Origin of the sequence: Streptomyces sp. NBC_00328 (assembly GCF_036139655.1) — a bacterium.
GTDB lineage: Bacteria > Actinomycetota > Actinomycetes > Streptomycetales > Streptomycetaceae > Streptomyces.
The window spans coordinates 7363102-7380600 of sequence record NZ_CP108013.1 but is presented as its reverse complement, the minus strand read 5'-3'; the positions used below and the strand labels follow the sequence as shown (position 1 = coordinate 7380600).

Below are 17499 nucleotides of genomic sequence, written 5' to 3'. Positions count from 1 at the left end.
GCCCACGACGCGGGGAAGGGGCCGTGCGTGCCCTTCCTCGGGCCGCGCTGACAGAAAGGCGGCCGGAGGGGTACGTAGATGCGCATGACCCCTGAGCGCCCCGAACCGGCGATCGCGGACTCGGTCGTCCCCGGCCCGGTCGTCCCCGTCGTGCCGACCGCCACCTACAGGCTCCAGCTCCAGCCGGAGTTCCCCTTCCGCCGCGCCGAGGCGGCCGTGCCCTATCTGGCCTCGCTCGGCGTCTCCCACCTGCACCTGTCCCCCGTCCTGGAGGCCGTCCCCGGCTCGACACACGGCTACGACGTGGTGGACCACACACGCGTACGGACCGAACTGGGCGGTGAGGAGGGGCTGCGTTCCCTGGCACGCACCGCCCGGGAGCACGGCCTCGGCCTCGTCGTGGACATCGTGCCGAACCACATGGCGATGGCCCCGCGCCACAACCACGCCCTGTGGGAGGTGCTGCGCGAGGGCCCCCGGTCTCCGTACGCCCGCTGGTTCGACATCGACTGGGACGCCCAGGGCGGCCGGCTGCTGCTGCCGGTGCTCGGGGACCGCCTCGGCGCCGAGATCGGCGAGCTGAAGGTCGACGGCGACATACTGCGCTACTACGACCACGTGTTCCCGCTGCGCGAGGGCACCGCGCAGCTGCCGATGCCCCAGCTCCTGGACGCCCAGTGGTACCGCCCCGCGTGGTGGCGGCTGGCCCGCACCGAGCTCAACTACCGGCGCTTCTTCAGCATCTCGGAGCTCATCGGGGTGCGCGTCGAGGACCCGGAGGTGTTCGCGGCGACCCACGTGAAGATCCTTCAGCTCGTCGCCGACGGCGTGATCGACGGACTGCGCGTGGACCACCCGGACGGACTGGCGGACCCGGACGCCTATCTGCGCCGGCTGCACGAGGCGACCGGCGGCCGCTGGACGGTGGTCGAGAAGATCCTCGCGGACGGCGAGCCGCTCCCACCCGCGTGGCCCGTGGCGGGCACCACCGGCTACGACGCGCTGCGGTACGTCGACGGCCTCTTCACGGACGAGGCGGGCGCGAGCCGGATGCTCGGCCGCTACCGGCGGTTCGCGGGCCCGCAGGCCGACCGGGGCGGCCACTGGGAGAGCACGGTGCGCCGGGCGGCGTACAAGGTGATCACGTACGAACTGGCCACGGAGGTCGAGCGCCTCACCCGCGAGGTGAGCGCGCTGTGCGCCGCCGCCCCCGACCCCGCCGCCCGCGACCACGCGCCCTGGGCCCTGGGCGCCGCGCTGCGGGAACTCCTGGTCCGGCTGGAGGTGTACCGGCCCTACCCGTCCACGGACGCGTCCCTGGTGGTCACCGAGCGGGCCGCCGCCGAGGCCAGGTCGGCGTTCCGGGTGCCCGAGGAGGCGCATGCCGTGGATGTCGTACGGGCCCTGCTGCTCGGCCGGGACGGCGACGGGCCCGGGGAGGCCGCCTTCCGGGCCCGGTTCGCGCAGACGTCGTCGGCGCTGCGCGCCAAGTCGGTGGAGGACACGGCGTTCTACCGCTACGTGCCGCTGCTGTCGGCGAACGAGGTGGGCGGCGATCCGGGCCGGCCCGCGGTGTCCCCGGACGACTTCCACGCCTACTGCGCGCGCGTGCAGCGCGACTGGCCCGCCACCGGAACCGTCCTGTCGACCCACGACACGAAACGCAGCGCGGACGTGCGCGCCGCCGTCTCGGTTCTCACCCAGTGCCCGGAGGCCTGGTCCGAGGTCCTGGCGGAAGCGGCCCGGGAGGGGCCGGGGGTCCCCGACCCGCAGGTGGCGTGGGCCGCGTGGCAGACGGTGTTCGGGCTCGGCCCGGCCACCGCCGAGGAGGGGGCCGGGGAGCACACGGAGCGCGTCCGGGACGCCCTGCTGAAGCACATCAGGGAGGCCGGCACCCGCACCGCCTGGACCGAACGCGACCCCGCGTACGAGGACGCGGTGGCGGCGTTCGTCACCGACGGGCCGTGCGGGCCCTCAGGACGGCACGTGGCCGCCCTGCGGACCTCGCTGGGCCCGCATGTGCGGGCGAACGTCCTGGGGGCCGCCCTGGTCCATCTGACGATGCCCGGGGTGCCGGACGTGTACCAGGGCACCGAGGACGAGTACCGGGCGCTGGTGGACCCGGACAACCGGGAGGCGTTCGCGCCGCGCGACCCGGCCGCGGAGAAGCCCGCGCTCACGGCCGCCGCGCTGCGGCTGCGCGCCCGGCGGCCCGACGTCTTCGGCGACGCGGCGACGTACGCGCCGCTGTGGGCCGAGGGGCCGGCCGCCGACCACTGTGTGGCGTTCGTGCGGTCCGGAGAGGTGATCACGGCCGTCACCCGGCTGTCGCTGGGGCTCGCCGAGGCCGGCGGCTGGCGGGACACCGTGCTCGCACTCCCCGACGGGCGGTGGGCCGACGTACTCCCCTCCGGCTCCGCGGAGCGGGAGTTCACGGGGCACGCGCGCGTGGCGGACCTCTTCGGAAGGTCACCCGTCGTGCTGCTGGAGCGCGTCAGCGCGGACACACCGGAAGGGTCCGGGGTGAACGGCTGACCAGACCCTCGGGGCTCGGCCGGGGCCCGGAGGCCCTGCGCAGGCCCGGCAGCACGGTCAGCAGGGCGAGCAGCCCGGCTTCCGCCGTGAGCCGGGCCAGCGGGGCGCCGAGACAGTGCCGCGGTCCCGAGCCGTACGCGAGGTCGCCCGGGTCGGCTCGGAAGATGTCGTAGCGGTCCGGGTCGGCGAACCGCGCCGGGTCGCGGCCCGCGGCGCCGAGCAGACACGCCACGGTGGCGCCCTCGGGGATCGGGCCGATGGGTTCGAGCGCCCGGCGGGCCACGATCTGAAGCGGCGGGTCGCGGCGCAGCGACTCGGCCCAGGCGGCGCCCGCCAGCCCGGGGCGGGCGCGGATCAGGTCGAGTCGGCCCGGATGGTCGAGGAGGTTGGCGAGGAACGACGCGAGGGCGCGCGCGGTCGTCTCGCCGGCTGCGCCCAGCACGGTCACGGCGAGCTCGGTCACGGTCCCGTCCGGGAGCGGCCGTCCGTCGAGGCGGGCCGTGCACAGCGCGGACAGCAGATCGTCACCGGGGTGGGCGCGACGGCGGACCAGGTGGGGGCGCAGGTAGGCGTCGAGTCCGGGGCGGTGACCGCCGAGGTGGTCGAGTCCCGTTCGGCACCACGCGTGTACGCGCATGGTGTCCTCGTACGGCAGTCCGAGCGCGGTGACGGCCGCGGCGGCGGGCAGCCACCGGCAGAACTCGGCGACCAGGTCGGCCTCCTGACGGTCGGCCAGTCGGCTCGCGAGGACGTAGGCGGTGCGCTCGACGCCCGCCCGGAGAGCGGCCGACATCTGGTTCCTCAGCGCCGCGGAGGCGATGGCCCGGTACGCGTCGTGCGTGCGGAGCTCCCCGTGGGCCGGTACCGGGCCGGGTGACGGCGCGACGAGCCGGGGGTCCGCGAGCGCGGCGCGCACATCGGCGTACCTGCTGATCAGCCAGGCGCCGAACGGCTCGTCGTGGACCAGGGGGAAGTTTCCGCGCAGGGTGCGGTAGAGCGGGTGGGGATCACGCTCGGTTCCCGGATCGAGCAGGCTCGCCGGTCCGCCCACGCGCGCGGAGGACCCGCGCGGAGGTGTGTACGGCCCGCACGGCCCGTCCGGCGAGCGCGTGGACGGGGCGAACGGGACCGCCGACGCGTGAGCCGGCGCCGGGGCCTCGACCGGCGGGAAGGTCCCGCCGTCCGACGACGGGAAGGGCTCGGCGCCGAACGGCGGGAACGGTTCGGCGTCGGGCGGTGGAGGGGACGGGATCGGGGCCGGTGGGATCGTGGGGGGCGCCGGCGGAGCGCCTTCGCCGGGAAGGCCGTGTGGACACAGCACCGCGGGCCACCACCTCGGGTCTGCGCGCCGGACCGACCGCGCGCGGTTGGTCCGAGTCGACCACCGCCCGCCCCGGACCGCAGTTCCCGTACACCCGGACGAGTGAATCGTGTACGTCGTCCCGGCCCGCCCGCGCGTAGCGCGCGCGGGCGCCGGCCGTGTCCTCCCGAGCACCCGTTCCGGGGATCCCGTCCGGTACGCCGCAGGCCTGCGGGACGCCGTCCTCTCCGGCCGGGAAAGGCCGCGCACCTTCCACCGCCCGTTGCCGGCGGAAAATGCCACCTGGGCTCCCTCGCGGCCGCGCCGACGCGTCCTTGACAGTTCCCCGAGACCGTGGAGTACTGCCAAAAGCGACGCAGGGCGGACAAGTCGGGGGTGAGTCATCTGCCGGAGTTGCGCTACCCCAGTGTGACCGAAATCGTGTCGTCCGCCTGGGCGCTGACGGCCCGCCGGCCCGACCTGTGCATCCTCAGACAAGTGGGCGCCTCCCGCGCGGGCAGACCCCTCCACCTGCTGTCCGTCGGTCATGCCCGGCACGCGGTGCTCGTCGTGGCGGGGGCCCACGCCAACGAGCCGACGGGCGGGTCGACGCTGCTGTCCCTGGCCGAACGTGTGCTGTACCGGCGGGAGTTGCGCAGGGACACCTCCTGGCACTTTCTGTTGTGCGCGGACCCCGACGGGGCGAGCCTTCATGTGACACCCGCGCCCCGGACGCTCCTCGACTACCACCTGGGCTTCTTCCGCCCGGCCGGACCCGAGCAGCCGGAGTGGTCGCCCTCCGTCCTGCCGCCCGACCGGCTGCCGCCGGAGACGCGGGCGCTGACCCGGGTCATCGACGAGGTGCGGCCCTATCTCCAGGTGACGCTGCACGGGACCGATCTGGGCGGCAGCTGGGTGCAGTTGACCAAGGACATCCCGGGCCTCGCGGAACCGTTCGCCAAGTCGGCGGCGGAGCTGCGCATCCCGGTCGAGACGGCCGCCTCGGACGCCGCGGGCTGGCCCGCCTCCGGGCCCGGGGTGCATGTGATGCCGGCGCCGGGCTCGGACACGGCGTACCCGAGCATGCCGGACGACGCCCGGCACAGCACCTGGTACCACGCCCACCGGTACGGCGGTCTGACGGCCGTCGTGGAGGTGCCGATGTGGGCCAGCGACCTGGTGGACGACCCGGCGCCGCACCCCGCGCCCGCGGCGGCCATGCGACGCCTGGCCCAGCGGCTGGTGACGGACGCCGGCCAGGTGGAGGAGGTGCTCGGGCGGGCCCTGCCCCGGCTGCGGGGTCCCGACGGGCCGCTGCTGCGGGCCGCGAAGTGGGCGCTGGAACTGGTGCCGGGACTGGCGGCGGACTGGTCGCTGCCACCCCCCGTGGACACGACGATGGCGTACGTGGGCAGCGTGGACGCGTTCGGCCGGCGGATCCCGCTGCGGGCGGCGTCGATGCTGCTGCGCGTCCTCCAGGAGGCCGACGACCGCGAGGCACCCCACCTCGGACAGCTGGTCGCCGGCTGGAGCGACGCCTTCGCCGAACGCTTCCGGGCCCGCTGGGTGCCGCTGGAGAACCAGGTCGAGCACCAGGCCCGTACGGTGATGGCGGCCGCCCGCCACGCACGCGACGGCGCCGTCTGACTCAGCCCGACAGGTCGAACACCGCGCCCGTCTCGGCCCCCATCACGCAGGAGTTGGAGAACGCGTGCGTGTAGTCGACCCGGCGGCCGTCCCATGCGCCGTGCGCCGACGCCGTCACCGGCGCGTAGAGCATCGGGCACATGGCACCGGCGCGACTCCGGATGCGGCCGATGTCGCCCCCGGCGGCGGCGAGTTGCCGGCATGCCTGCGCGGCGTGGGCGTGGCCCCGGGGCGGATCGCAGAGCAGCAGGACGCCGGGGGCGTCGCCGACGCGGGCGTCGCCGCGGGTGACGGCGAGGCGGAGCCAGTTGCCGGGCAGGCCGTGCCCGGGTGCCCCATGGGCGGCGGGGGCCGCGCCCGCCAGGAGGAGCGCGAGCGGGACGAGCAGGCCGGCGCGGATCGCTCGAAGGGTTGTCGTCATTCCCGGTGCATCGGCACCGTGGCCTGCGCGGTCCAGCCGGAGTCACCCGAACGGGAACACGTGCCGGTGTGACGCCCGGCGAGTTCGAACGCGGCCAGCACGACCCGGGCCTGGTACTCGACCTGGCGCGCGACCGGGATCCAGCGCGCTCCGCAGCCGTCGCGGTACTCGGCGCACCACGCGTCGATCAGCCGGTCGAGCTCGGGCAGCACGCCGCACGGGTCCTGCCCGGAGGCGGTGACGAGCTGGTGCAGCAGCCCGGCCGTGCGCAGCGCGACCCTGCGCCCGGCCAGGCGCAGGGCGGTGAGCCGGGCGGTGTCGAGCGAGGGCAGGGCGCGCCCGCCGGCGTCGCGCACGTCGGGGTCCCAGGAGTCGGCGAGTCCGGGTCCGACCAGTAAATAGTCGTCGACGGGTGCGAGCAGACGGGTCGCCTCCGGCGAGCTGCCGAGGCCGGGCCGCACCTGGGCCAGGATGTCCTCCAGGACCGCCGTGTCGTGCCGCAGGGTGTGGCTGACGGAGCGCAGCACCGCGTCGGGATCGGCGGGGCGGGCCCGGTCCTCGACGGCGCCGACGCCCCACATGGGTGCCTCGACGATCGCGGTCACCGTGCCGTGCGGCTGGGGGTGGAACCAGGTGGAGTCGACCGCGGCCTCCGTGATGGCGGCGGCCAGGTCTCCCCGGCGCGGCGGCGGGACGCGGTAGACGGCGGGGCCGAGCGTCGGCCAGTACAGGGTGTCGTAGGGGCCGAGTTCGCGCGGGATGCCGAGGCGGGCCGCGCTGTGCGCGACCCGCTGGGAGAGACCGGGCAGATCGCGGGTCAGTTCGACGAAGGCGCCGCCGACGTCGACGCCGTGCAGGGAGCACTGGAGGAACGGCCGCAGCTCGTCCTGGAGGCCGAGCAGGACGCGGGTCTCGGGCAGGGCGGCGGCGTCCGGGCCCTCGGGCAGCCATTCCGGCTGTTCGAGGAAGCCGGGCCGGAAGAAGTGCCGGAAGTAGTGGCCGAGTGTGTAAGGGCCCTGGAGCCAGGCCTCGTTGCGGCGGGAGCCGTCGGGGTCGAGGCAGAGCAGCAGGTTCCAGGTGGCGTCCGCGCCCTCGGTGAGGCGGGGGTCGGCGAGGGCCCGTTCGGCCAGCCGCAGGACGGTCGCGCCGCCGACGGGTTCGTTGGCGTGCGGTCCGGCGACGACGAGAACCTGGCGGCTGCCGTGTCCGACGGACAGGAGCAGCATCGGTGTGCCCGCCCGGGAGGTGCCCACGCGGCGCAGCCGGGCGTCGTCGGGGCGCCGGGCGACGAGGGCGGCGGCGCGGACACCGAGTTCGTCCACGGTCGGGTAGCGGCGGAGTGGCGGCAGGGCACACCTCCACTCGAACGGTGCCGTCGTTCACCTGATGTGCACGGAGTACACACAGTCAGTCACGAGCCCCGGGGGTACGTCAACACCACGGGAGCGAAAGGATGTTGCGGGGGCGGGCGGGTGAACCCGGGTCCGGGCCCGCTCTCCGGGCGCGCCAGGGCTCCTCGGCACTCCCGTGCCGCGCCGCGGTTCAGGCCGAGGCGAGGCGGAACAGCATGCGGCCGAAGCCGATCTGGTCGCCGGCCTTCACGACGGACGCGCCGATGACGCGCCGCCCGTTGACGGTCGTGCCGTTGGTCGAGCCGAGGTCGCGCAGCACCCAGACACCGTCCTGGCGGCGCAGTTCGGCGTGCACGCGGGACACCGTCTCGTGGTTGAGACGCAGTCCGCTGGCCGGGTCGCGGCCGATGCGCAGCGGGTAGGCGTCCCTCGGGTCCGGCAGCTGGAGCTTGGGCAGCCGCTCGGATTGCCAGGCCCGGCGCAGCCGGACCGTGAAGCCGGACACGGCCTCCACGGTGCCGAACACCCGCTTCGACCAGCGCCGCGCGGCGGGCCCGTCGCCGGCGGGCAGGTCGGCGGTGAGCACGGCGAGTTCCTCGGAGCGGCGGGCGGACAGCACCAGCTCCATACGGCGGATGAACGTGTCGTGCGAAAGACGGCCGAGCGCGACACCGTCACGGAGGGACTTGAGCGCCCGGTCGCGCTCCGCGTCGGACAGCCGCGCGGGGTACGTGTGGAACTCGAAGGACGACGTCACGCTCGTGATTGTCGGCCAGTAACGACAGGGTGTCCAGAAGACCCGGAAACGGCTGGTGGGACCGCGTGCGGCCGTTCGCGCGACCAAAGGGCGACGAACACGCGGCAAAAGGGTGGATCCGAAAGCGAATTGATCTCCGGTGGAGGACCATGGACGGGCTGAGTCACTGCGAGCCGACAAGGGGGAAGCGTCCATGCGATTCGAGGTGTGGGCACCACGGGCCGAGCGGATGACGCTCCATTGCGCCGGTGTCACGCGCGCGTTGGACCGTGATCCCGGGCGTGACGGATGGTGGACGGGCGAGGCGGAGGCGGCGGAGGGGACCCGGTACGGGTTCGCGGTGGACGACGGGCCGGTCCTGCCCGATCCCCGCTCGCGCCGTCAGCCGGACGGCCCCGACGGACTGAGCGCCGTGGTCGACCCGGCGGGGTACGCGTGGCGCGCCGACTGGCCCGGACGCCCGCTGCCCGGCGCGGTCCTCTACGAACTGCACGTGGGGACGTACACCCCCGAGGGCACCCTGGACGCGGCGGCGGACCGGCTCGAACACCTCGCGGAACTGGGCGTCACACACGTCGAGTTGATGCCACTGTGCCCGTTCCCCGGCCGGCACGGCTGGGGCTACGAGGGTGTCTCCCTGTGGGCCGTGCACGAGCCGTACGGCGGTCCCGAGGCGCTGAGGCGCTTCGTCGACCGGGCGCACGAACTCGGCCTGGGAGTCGTCCTGGACGTCGTGCACAACCATCTCGGCCCGTCCGGCAACCACCTGCCCGCCTTCGGGCCCTACTTCACGGACACCCACCAGACACCCTGGGGCTCCGCGGTGAACCTCGACGCGCCCGGCTCGGACGAGGTGCGCGCGTATCTCGTGGGCAGTGCGCTGGCCTGGCTGCGCGACTACCGGCTCGACGGGCTGCGTCTCGACGCGGTGCACGCGCTGCGGGACACCCGGGCGGTGCATTTCCTGGAGGAGCTGTCGGCGGCCGTGGACGCGCTCGCCGGCGACCTGGGCCGGCCGCTCTTCCTGATCGCCGAATCGGATCTCAACGACCCGCGGCTCGTCACCTCCCGCGAGGAGGGCGGCCTCGGGCTGCACGCCCAGTGGAACGACGACTTCCATCACGCGCTGCACACCACGCTGACCGGCGAGGCCCAGGGCTACTACGCGGACTTCGCGCACCCCCCGCTCACCGCGCTGTGCAAGACGCTGACGTCGGGCTTCTTCCACAACGGCACCTATTCCAGCTTCCGCGGGCGCCGTCACGGCCGTCCGCTCGACCGCGCGCGGGTCTCGGCGCAGCGGCTGCTCGGCTACACCCAGACCCACGACCAGATCGGCAACCGCGCCCAGGGGGACCGGCTGTCGGCGTCCCTCTCCCCCGGGCTGCTGGCCTGCGCCGCCGCGCTGACGCTCACCGGGCCGTTCACGCCGATGCTCTTCATGGGCGAGGAGTGGGGCGCCACGACCCCGTGGCAGTTCTTCACCGACCACACCGATCCCGAGCTCGCCGAGGCCGTGCGGCGGGGCAGGCGGAGGGAGTTCGCGGCGCACGGCTGGGCCGAGGAGGACGTGCCGGACCCGCAGGACCCGGCGACCCGGGACCGCTCGTGTCTCGACTGGTCGGAACCCCAAAGGGCCCCGCACGCGCGCCTGCTGGCCTGGTACCGCGACCTGATCGCCCTGCGCCGGAGCCAGGCCGATTTGTCGGACCCCGACCTCGCGGCGGTCAGGGTCGCCCACGATCCGGGGGCCCGCTGGGTCGCCGTCCGGCGCGGGGACGTCCGGATCGCCGTGAACCTCGGCAAGGACCCGGCGGCGATTCCCCTCGGTATCCGCCGAGCGCGCGTCCTCGCGGCCTGGGACCCGGTCGAGGCACCGGGCACGGACGGGGTGCTGAACGTGCCGGGCGAGTCGTGCGTGGTGCTGACCCAGGCGTGAGGCCGTTTCGGACGGGCGCCCCTGACGCCGTTTCGCGCGGGCGCCCTGCGGCGTCCGGGGCGGGCGTCCCTACGGCGTCTCGTCCCGCGGGTCCCTACGGCGTCTCGTCCGGAGGGTCCCGCAGGTCCGTGACCCGCTCCAGCAGGATCGGCTCCCAGGCGCGCGCCAACTGGGCTTGTGCGAGCGCAAGTTGTCCGGCGTCGTCGCCGCGGAGGCGGTCGGCGAGCCGGATGACGGTGTCGCAGCGGGCGAGCCACAGGCCGCGCAGACAGGGGCGGGCGCCGTAACCGGCGAGGGTGGCGGCGCGTACGGCCGCGGGGGCGCCGACCGCGAGGGCCAGCCCCGCGATGTCCTCGGCCGGGTCCCCGGTCACCGCCCCGGACCAGTCGAGGACGCCCCGTACCCGGCCGTCGGGGCTGACCACGAGGTGTTCGCCGAGGAGTCCGTGGTGCACGAGGACCGGGGCGCCGGTCTGCGCGCCGAGCTGCACGGCGGCGGGCGCGGCGAGCTGGTCGAAGCGGGCGGGGTCGAACTCCTCCGCGGGAATCCGTTCGGCGGCCCGTACGGCGGCGGCCCGCAGGGCCTCCAGGGAGCGCTGCGGGGTCCGCGGCACCCCCAGCGTCTCGGCCTGCGGTACGGGGACCTCGCGCAGCCCGGTCAGCAGGTCGGCCAGGTCGGCCTCGCCGAGTGCCGAGACGGCCTGTTCCTCGCCCGGGACACCGGGCACCTTGGTGTCCAGGGTGTAGGTCAGTCCGCTCGCCCACTCGCCCTGCGCCACACTCATGGGAACGGTGCCCCCGACGAACGGGCGGACCAGATCGCGCAGCCGCAGTTCACGGCGTTGCCGCAGGGATGCCTCGCGGTCGAGGGCGAGCCGCAGCACATGGCGTCGGCCCACCCACCAGGTGTGTCCGCCCCGCTCGCGGACGGGCCGTACGTCCGGTCCCGGACCGGGCGCGGCGTCGTCGGAGAGCAGGGTGCGGACCAGCCGGCGGACGGTCTCGGGGGTCGGTACGGGGGCCGGTGTCGGTGTCGCGTTCATGGTCGCGCCCTTGTCGTCCGGGGGCGGATGCGAAGGGGTCGCCGCGCGGTGTGCGGGCTCATGTCAGTCGACGATCACCATCTCGCGGGACGTGTTGTTGAGCCGGCGTCCGCCGTCCTCGGTCACCGTGACGATGTCCTCGATACGGACCCCGAAACGGCCGGGCAGATAGATCCCCGGCTCCACGGAGAAGCACATGCCGGGGACCAGGGGCTGTTCCTCGCCCTCGACCATGTACGGCGGTTCGTGGGTGGTGACGCCGATGCCGTGCCCGGTGCGGTGGATGAAGTACTCGCCGTACCCGGCGGCCTCGATGACGGCGCGCGCGGCGCGGTCGATGTCCTGGCAGGCGGCCCCGGGACGCACGGCGCGGAAGCCCGCCTCCTGCGCCTCGCGCACGATGTCGTGGACCTTGCGCTCCTCGTCGTCCGGTTCGCCGACGTGGACCGTGCGGGAGGTGTCGGAGCCGTAGCCGTCCTTGAGTCCGCCGAAGTCCAGGACCACCATGTCGCCGGCCTCGATCACCCGCTCGTCGGCCTCGTGGTGCGGGTTGGCGCCGTTGGGGCCCGAGGCGACGATGGTGAAGTCCACCTGGGAGTGTCCGAACCGGCGCAGCAAATCGGCGAGGTCCTTGGAGACCTCCGACTCCCTGCGGTCCGCGAAGCGCACCTTGCGGATCTCCTCGAACGCCTCGTCCGCGGCGGCTCCGGCGGCCGCGAGCCGCTCCAGTTCGGCCTCGTCCTTGACGGCCCTGAGCATCGGCAGGGCCTCGGTCAGGGCCGCGTAGCGGGTGTCGGGGAGCCGCTTCTGGAGGCCGAGCAGGTGCAGGGCCCAGCCGTTGTCGCTGATGCCGAAGCGGCCCGCGCCGTCCAGGAGGGGCGCGGCGGCCGCGTAGGGGTCCGTGCCGTCGGTCCAGGCGTGCAGGGTCAGTGCGGGGGCGCCGGCCGACTTGGCCGCGTCGGGCGCCTCCAGGGTGGGCACGACGAGGGCCGGGTCGTGTCCCGTCCGCAGCACCAGCAGGGTGAGCCGCTCCGTCTCGACCGGGCGGTAGCCGGTCAGCCACACCAGGTCGGGCCCCGGCGCGACCAGGACGCCGTCGAGCCCGGCGTCGGCCGCGGCCTCGGCGGCGCGCCGCATACGGGCCTCGTAGTCGTCGGCGGTGAAGGGCGCGGGTGTGGCGTCGGTCATCCATGCCTCCGTGTGTGCGGAGTTCCCCAGGGGGCTACGGCAGCATCCTGCCCCTCCGGTGGGGTGTACGCGAGCCGGTCGTGCCCGCGCCCGGTCAGCCCTCCAGGGCGAGGCCGGCTCCCAGGAGCAGCAGGACGCCTCCGGGCCCCCTGGCGGTGAGGGCTGCTCCGGGTCTTCCGGGCGGGGGGCTCCGGATCTCCCGGGCGGCGAGGGCGGCTCCGGGTCTCAGGTCGCGGTGCCCGGGACGGCGGACAGCTGTCCGCGGCTGCCGTTCGCGTGGCGCACGCGCAGGGTGACCTCGACGCCCGGCGCCGCGTCCGCCACCGCGCGCGCCAGGCCGGCGGCCGAGGTGATCGCGGTCCCGTCGAGGGCGAGCAGGGTGTCGCCGCGCACCAGGCCCGCGCTGTAGCCGGGACCGGGGAGGTGCACCCCCACGATGAACGCACCCGCGCCGCCGGGGGCGTCGACCGCCTCGACCCCGAGGGTCCCCCGTACGGAGCGCCGCTCGGACTCCCGCTCGGACTCCCGCTCGGACTCCCCCGGCCGGACCGGGGTACCGCCGGACTCCGTCCTGACCCCACCGGCCCGCGGCACCCCGGAACCGCCCGGCTTCGGCGCTTCGGAGGCGGCGGAGGGCTGCCGTGGCTGCCCGGCCGCGCCGGTCTGCCGCTGAAGGTCCGCCAGCCTGCTCACGCCGATCACGGTCGCGCCCACCGCGCCGAGCCCCACACCGGACAGGACGAGGACCACTCCCGCGGACACCCCGGCCACCACGGTGATCAGACGCCTTCCACGACGCCGCGCCGCGTGCGGACGCCGGGCTCCGCCGGACGGACGGGTGCCGCCGGACGGACGGGTGCCGCCGCCCGGATCCCCGCCGGGCATCGGCTTGGGACGCAGCGCGGTCTGTTCCATGGGTCGCCTCCGGCAGATGTTCTACGGACCGCCTTCGGCTGATGCTCTACCCCGCGCTCCGGCCCGCGACGATCCCCGAACGAGTGAGACTGCCGCCCCCGTCTCCGTCTCCGACCCAGGAAGCGGCCGGGGCAGGGTCTCCGCGCTTCTGACGCTCTCCCGGCCGGAGCGGGAGGCGGGCCGGCCCCGTGAGGCCGCCCGGGCGCTGGCACGGCTGCGGGAGACGCTCACGGCAGGACCGGAGTCCGGCGGGACCGCGCGCTTCCCCACCGACACGCTGAAACACTGGCGCGGCACGAACCTCCGCGCGTTCATCGTCGACGAGCACCACGAGGTCGCCCGCGTGGCCGCCGCTGACCCGGGCCTCGCGGAGGAGGTCCGCGAGGTCACCGGGGCCGCGGCGGTCCTCCTGCCGGAGCTTTCCGAGGCGGCCCGCCGCGGCGTCAGGCGCTGACTCCCGCGCCCCCGGGTCCGTCAGACCGGGACGGGCTGCGCCCGAAGTGCCATCGGCGGCGCGGGAACCTGGTCCGGCACGAAGCCGTGGGCGCGCCGGGCCAGGTCCGCCGCGCCGTAACGGCGGCAGTCCTGGTGCCACTTCAGGATTCCGGCCAGCCAGTTCTCCAGCTCCGCCACATAGCCGCGCATGATCCCACGCGCCTCCTCCGAGAGCTTGAAGTCGTCGTACAGGAGGGGCAGTTCGTGGGCGGCGACGTGCTGGAACTGCTCCATGCGCCGGGTCATCAGGTCATGGACGACGCCGAGCGCGGCCGGGTAGTCGCAGCCGAAGAAGTTCTGCACGACGAGGATGCCGTTGTGGATCTCTCCCTCGTACTCGATCTCCTTCTGGTACGAGAAGACGTCGTTCAGGAGCATCGCGTAGTCCATGGCCGCGTTCTCCAGTGAACGGACGGGGCCGCTGCGGTAGACCTCCGGCGGGACCGTCCGGCCGTGTCCGAGGCGGCACAGGCTCATGGTGAGCTCGGAACCGAACGTCGCCCGGCGCATCTCCAGATAGTCGACCGGGTCCGGGACGCGGTTCTGCATCTGGTTGGACAGCTCCCACAGCCAGCTCTCCGTCATCACGTCCACCGCCGCGCGCAGGGTGCTCCGGGCGTCCGGGGTCATGTCCGCGGTGGTGCGCCGCCACAGGTCGATCAGTCCCCGCTCCATGCCGTTGACCGGGACGGGCACCTCCTCACCCTCGACGGGCATGCAGGCGGACAGGCGCGTCGTGGTCAGCCTGGCGGCGGCCAGGTCGCGGCGATTGCCGAAGAGCAGCGGGTAGTAGTCGTCGCCGTAGGTGCCCCAGGCCAGCCACTGCGAGCTGAGGTCGAGGGCCTCGGGTGTCGCGTCGGGGTGGATGCCCGCCGCGCAGAGCGGCAGGTCGTAGGCGATGAGTTTGTCCTCGTCCCAGACGCCCTCCTGGAGCATGCCCGTGGTGTGCATCCAGGTGACGAGGCGGTCCCGGGCTCCCGCGAGGTGCGGGCTGAGGGTGACCTCGAAGGGCATGTGGAAGTCGGGCAGGACGGAGGGTCCGACCTTCTGGAACGGGACGTGGGTGTACGCGCGCAGCCGCTCCGCCCCGGCCGCGGAGAGCAGCGCCCCGACGTCCGCCGCGGATGTCCCGAACCCGCCCATGCCGAAGGGCCGCGTCTCCTCGACGGCGCCCTTGTTCATGTAGCGGCTGGAGCGCATGTGCCATTCGTGTCCGCCGGACTGCCAGTCCTGGAGGCCCTGCGCGTACGCGGCGACGGCGCCGGTCTCCGCCGCGGTGAGCCCCTTCTCCGCGACCAGTGCGGGCACCTCGGTGAGCGCGGTGTGCTCGAACTGGTGGAGCCGTGAGGTGAGTACGTCGTTGACGGTCTCGGCGGCCTGCTGTGTCGTGCAGCCGAAGAACGTCTCCAGGACGAGGACGCCGTTGCTGAGCTCGCCCTCGTCCTCGACCTCCCGCTGGTAGGAGAAGAGGTCGTTGCGCAGGTGGACTCCGTCGGAGAACGTCTCCATGAGGACGCGCAGCGGCCTCGACTCCGCGACGGACGGGGGCACTTCGGAGGTCGCGTACTCGACGAGCCCCGCCGACCAGGGGGCTCCGCCCACCTTGCGGCGCATCTCGATGTACTCGACGGGGTTGGCGATCCGTCCCTCGTCGATGTTGGACAGCTCCCACATCGACTCGTTGAGCAGATGCTCGGTGGACACGGCGAACCGCCGGCGCCATGCCGTGGACATCGAGGGCACCGTGCGGGCCCACAGGTCGGCGAGTCCCGCCTCGACGGGGTTCTCCGGCTCGGGGACGGGGGCCGACAGGTCGAGCGGCATGAAGAGGGGCAGGCGGTCCAGGTAGGCCCTGCCGCCGTCACGGTCCTGGGTGCGCTTGAAGGTCTCCAGGAAGTGGTCGTCGAAGAAGAACACCCACACGTACCAGTCGGTGATGAGGGAGAGGGCCGGTCCGTCGCAGTCGGGGTGGGTGTAGGCGCACAACAGGCCGTAGTCGTGGGCGTCGAGGTCGGACTGCTCCCAGATGCCCGAGCCTTCGAGCATGCCCATGTCGCGGGCCCACTCGACCGAGTGCGCCCGCGCCTCGTCCAGGTGCGGGTTCAGCCGGGCGGTGTACGGCATGTAGAAGTGGGGGAGTTCGAACGGCTGCGTCATGGCCGGGCCCTACCCAGGGCCCCGCGCGCACATCCGCAGGCCAGGACATGATCACACCATCGCGTGAACCGCGCCGAAAGCCGCACACGACGGCCTCTCCATCAGGTCGGGCCCACCCCACCGCCTCGCCCTTTCCGTCCCTGCCGCCTCAGGTGACGCCGCTTCAGGTGACTCGACGGGCTCCGGGAGCCGGGCGCGTGGTCATCCGCGTCTCGCCTGGATCAGCGCGTGGGTTCCGCCGGTGCGCCAGCGGTCGTCCTCGGCGGCGTCGAGGGCCGCCTCGACGGCGGGGGTGAGCCCGACGACGACATCGGACTTGAGGGTGCGCAGCGCGGCCACCGCACCGGGGAAACGGGCGGTGGCGGTGGCGAACGGGGTGGTCGCGGGGTAGAGCCGGTCACCGATGAGCCGACGGTAGTTCAGGTCGCCCTTCAGAAGGGTCACGTCGGCCGCGGCGAACTCCCGCCGGAGGTCGTCGGGCAGATCGGCGTACGGCAGCGGGCCGCAGGCGAAGGGATGGGTCCGGAGGGTGAGCCGGCCCTCGGACAGGGCCGCCCAGAGACGCTTCCCGGCCTCGCCGGCCGCTCCCTTCGCGGCGGTGAGCCGGCGCAGGGCGTCCAGCACGTCCGCCGTCGTGGCGTCGGAGACGTAGTACGGGTACGGCTTCACATGCAGGGCGGCGCGCCCGATCCGGCCGTGCCGGAGCAGGTGGTCGACGAGGAGGAGGTCGGGGATGAGTTCCCGGCCCGCGTTGTCCGCGACGAGACAGAGGGTGCCGCCGTCGAACAGGGACCGCAGCACGTCCGCGTCGTTCGCCACGAGCTGGGACTCGGCCGCCGTCCCGGCCCCGGCGCCGGCCAGGCTGAACCCGAGGTCGGCGCGGTTGCCCCACAGCGAGCCGTGCAGCAGTGCCTCCTCCTGCTCCCCGGCCGGCCGCCGCGCGAGGTCGTCCAGCGCGGCGAGTTCCTCGTCGGCCTCCGGGGTGTCGAGCTCGGCGAGCTTGAAGGGGCGGAAGGGGTCGATGCCCTGCCAGGGGCCGGGCGCGAAGTAGCCGACGGCTTCGAGGAGCCTGCGGTAGAAGTAGCTCTCGGACCACAGGAACGGCAGGTCGAACCAGGACCGGCCGTAGTACTCCCGGCCACCCCAGGCATCCCACTGGCCGCGGTCCGCCGCCGACGCCATGAGCGGTTCGACGACCCCCTCGGCGCAGCTCCTGAGCAGGTCGTCGAGCGATTGGCGCTGTTCGGGACCGTACGGGAAGGCGTCCCGCACCTTCCGGATGAGCGCCGGATGCCGCTGGGCCAGCACGCTCCAGGGGAACGAGCCCCGCACCGAGCTCACGACCACCGGGGCGTCGTCGGGATCGGCGGCCGAGGGGGCGGGGGCGTCGGGATCGCGCATGCGGCTCACCGTACCGGCAGAACAGAAGGGGCCGTCCGACGCGGTGCGCGCCGAGCGGCCCCTCCCCCCGTAGAGCCCAGCGGTCGACTTCGAACTGTCGGCCGTTGTGGGTGCCGCGCGGTCGTTTCCTTGATCCGGGGTGCGGCGCCCCCGGCGGTCGCGCTGAACGATAGGCAGGGTGCGGAGAGGAGGGATAGCGGGAAAACCCTCGATCCAGGGGGTGTTCGGCCCTCGTCCGTCCCCGGTGCGGCGAGGTGGTCCCGATTCGCGCGGATTGCGGATCCGGCTGAACACTCCGCGCTCCGGATCCGTATCCCCCCGTGCCCCGTGCGAGGAGTGCGTCCCGGCCG

At 74.1% G+C, this 17499-nt stretch carries 13 protein-coding genes; 4 read left to right on the top strand and 9 right to left on the bottom strand.

Annotated elements, in window-relative coordinates:
• The first annotated feature begins 84 nt into the window (after positions 1-84).
• A complete protein-coding gene (gene treY / locus OG485_RS32305) occupies positions 85-2535 on the top strand; it encodes a malto-oligosyltrehalose synthase (protein ID WP_443048952.1) in 2451 nt (816 codons plus the stop codon).
• Here treY and OG485_RS32300 read toward each other — a convergent pair.
• On the bottom strand, positions 2495-3586 hold the full coding sequence (locus OG485_RS32300) for a cytochrome P450 (RefSeq protein WP_328672107.1): 1092 nt from the start codon (positions 3584-3586) through the stop codon (positions 2495-2497). The genes treY and OG485_RS32300 overlap by 41 nt on opposite strands.
• Positions 3587-4231: 645 nt before the next feature.
• On the opposite strand from OG485_RS32300, the gene OG485_RS32295 reads away from it, so the two are divergent.
• Positions 4232-5482 carry a M14 family zinc carboxypeptidase gene (locus tag OG485_RS32295; RefSeq protein WP_328672106.1) on the top strand — a complete coding sequence of 417 codons (1251 nt, stop codon included), beginning with the start codon at positions 4232-4234 and terminating at the stop codon, positions 5480-5482.
• 1 nt (position 5483) lies between these two features.
• Here the strand turns inward: OG485_RS32295 and OG485_RS32290 are convergent, their stop codons facing one another.
• The 3 genes from OG485_RS32290 to OG485_RS32280 all read right to left on the bottom strand — a co-directional run bounded on the left by OG485_RS32290 (position 5484) and on the right by OG485_RS32280 (position 8012).
• Positions 5484-5903, bottom strand: coding sequence for an SSI family serine proteinase inhibitor (locus OG485_RS32290; protein WP_328672105.1), 420 nt, complete (start codon positions 5901-5903; stop codon positions 5484-5486).
• The gene (locus OG485_RS32285; RefSeq protein ID WP_328672104.1) at positions 5900-7225 is read right to left on the bottom strand and encodes a M14 family zinc carboxypeptidase; all 1326 of its coding nucleotides are present in this window, start codon (positions 7223-7225) and stop codon (positions 5900-5902) included. The genes OG485_RS32290 and OG485_RS32285 overlap by 4 nt, the downstream gene beginning before the upstream one ends.
• Positions 7226-7445: 220 nt before the next feature.
• Positions 7446-8012: a DUF1707 and FHA domain-containing protein gene (locus OG485_RS32280; RefSeq protein WP_328672103.1), complete on the bottom strand. Its 567-nt coding sequence runs from the start codon at positions 8010-8012 to the stop codon at positions 7446-7448.
• Between the two features lie 193 nt (positions 8013-8205).
• On the opposite strand from OG485_RS32280, the gene treZ reads away from it, so the two are divergent.
• Positions 8206-9951, top strand: coding sequence for a malto-oligosyltrehalose trehalohydrolase (treZ, locus tag OG485_RS32275; RefSeq protein WP_328672102.1), 1746 nt, complete (start codon positions 8206-8208; stop codon positions 9949-9951).
• 94 nt (positions 9952-10045) lie between these two features.
• On the opposite strand, the gene OG485_RS32270 is transcribed toward treZ, so the two are convergent.
• The 3 genes from OG485_RS32270 to OG485_RS32260 form a co-directional block, all read right to left on the bottom strand.
• The gene (locus tag OG485_RS32270; protein ID WP_328672101.1) at positions 10046-10993 is read right to left on the bottom strand and encodes an aminoglycoside phosphotransferase family protein; all 948 of its coding nucleotides are present in this window, start codon (positions 10991-10993) and stop codon (positions 10046-10048) included.
• Between the two features lie 63 nt (positions 10994-11056).
• Positions 11057-12181, bottom strand: a complete 1125-nt coding sequence (locus tag OG485_RS32265) for an aminopeptidase P family protein (protein WP_328672100.1) — start codon at positions 12179-12181, stop codon at positions 11057-11059.
• Positions 12182-12406: 225 nt separating this feature from the next.
• Positions 12407-13096, bottom strand: a complete 690-nt coding sequence (locus tag OG485_RS32260; RefSeq protein ID WP_328672099.1) for a PDZ domain-containing protein — start codon at positions 13094-13096, stop codon at positions 12407-12409.
• Between OG485_RS32260 and OG485_RS32255 the strand changes: the two genes are divergently transcribed.
• Complete coding sequence (locus OG485_RS32255) at positions 13095-13550, top strand: hypothetical protein (protein ID WP_328672098.1); 456 nt, start codon at positions 13095-13097, stop codon at positions 13548-13550. The genes OG485_RS32260 and OG485_RS32255 overlap by 2 nt on opposite strands.
• A 20-nt stretch (positions 13551-13570) precedes the next feature.
• On the opposite strand, the gene cyc2 is transcribed toward OG485_RS32255, so the two are convergent.
• Positions 13571-15748, bottom strand: coding sequence for a germacradienol/geosmin synthase Cyc2 (gene cyc2 / locus OG485_RS32250; protein WP_328672097.1), 2178 nt, complete (start codon positions 15746-15748; stop codon positions 13571-13573).
• A gap of 201 nt (positions 15749-15949) precedes the next feature.
• Complete coding sequence (locus tag OG485_RS32245) at positions 15950-17149, bottom strand: damage-control phosphatase ARMT1 family protein (RefSeq protein WP_328672096.1); 1200 nt, start codon at positions 17147-17149, stop codon at positions 15950-15952.
• Between the last annotated feature and the right edge of the window lie 350 nt (positions 17150-17499).

Excerpts from the sequence above, each read along its gene's own strand:
- treY (WP_443048952.1), top strand. The coding sequence starts at position 85 with ATGACCCCTGAGCGCCCCGAACCGGCGATCGCGGACTCGGTCGTCCCC.
- OG485_RS32290 (WP_328672105.1), bottom strand. The coding sequence starts at position 5,903 with ATGACGACAACCCTTCGAGCGATCCGCGCCGGCCTGCTCGTCCCGCTC.
- treZ (WP_328672102.1), top strand. The coding sequence starts at position 8,206 with ATGCGATTCGAGGTGTGGGCACCACGGGCCGAGCGGATGACGCTCCAT.
- OG485_RS32270 (WP_328672101.1), bottom strand. The coding sequence starts at position 10,993 with ATGAACGCGACACCGACACCGGCCCCCGTACCGACCCCCGAGACCGTC.
- OG485_RS32265 (WP_328672100.1), bottom strand. The coding sequence starts at position 12,181 with ATGACCGACGCCACACCCGCGCCCTTCACCGCCGACGACTACGAGGCC.
- OG485_RS32255 (WP_328672098.1), top strand. The coding sequence starts at position 13,095 with ATGGGTCGCCTCCGGCAGATGTTCTACGGACCGCCTTCGGCTGATGCT.
- OG485_RS32260 (WP_328672099.1), bottom strand. The coding sequence starts at position 13,096 with ATGGAACAGACCGCGCTGCGTCCCAAGCCGATGCCCGGCGGGGATCCG.
- cyc2 (WP_328672097.1), bottom strand. The coding sequence starts at position 15,748 with ATGACGCAGCCGTTCGAACTCCCCCACTTCTACATGCCGTACACCGCC.
- OG485_RS32245 (WP_328672096.1), bottom strand. The coding sequence starts at position 17,149 with ATGCGCGATCCCGACGCCCCCGCCCCCTCGGCCGCCGATCCCGACGAC.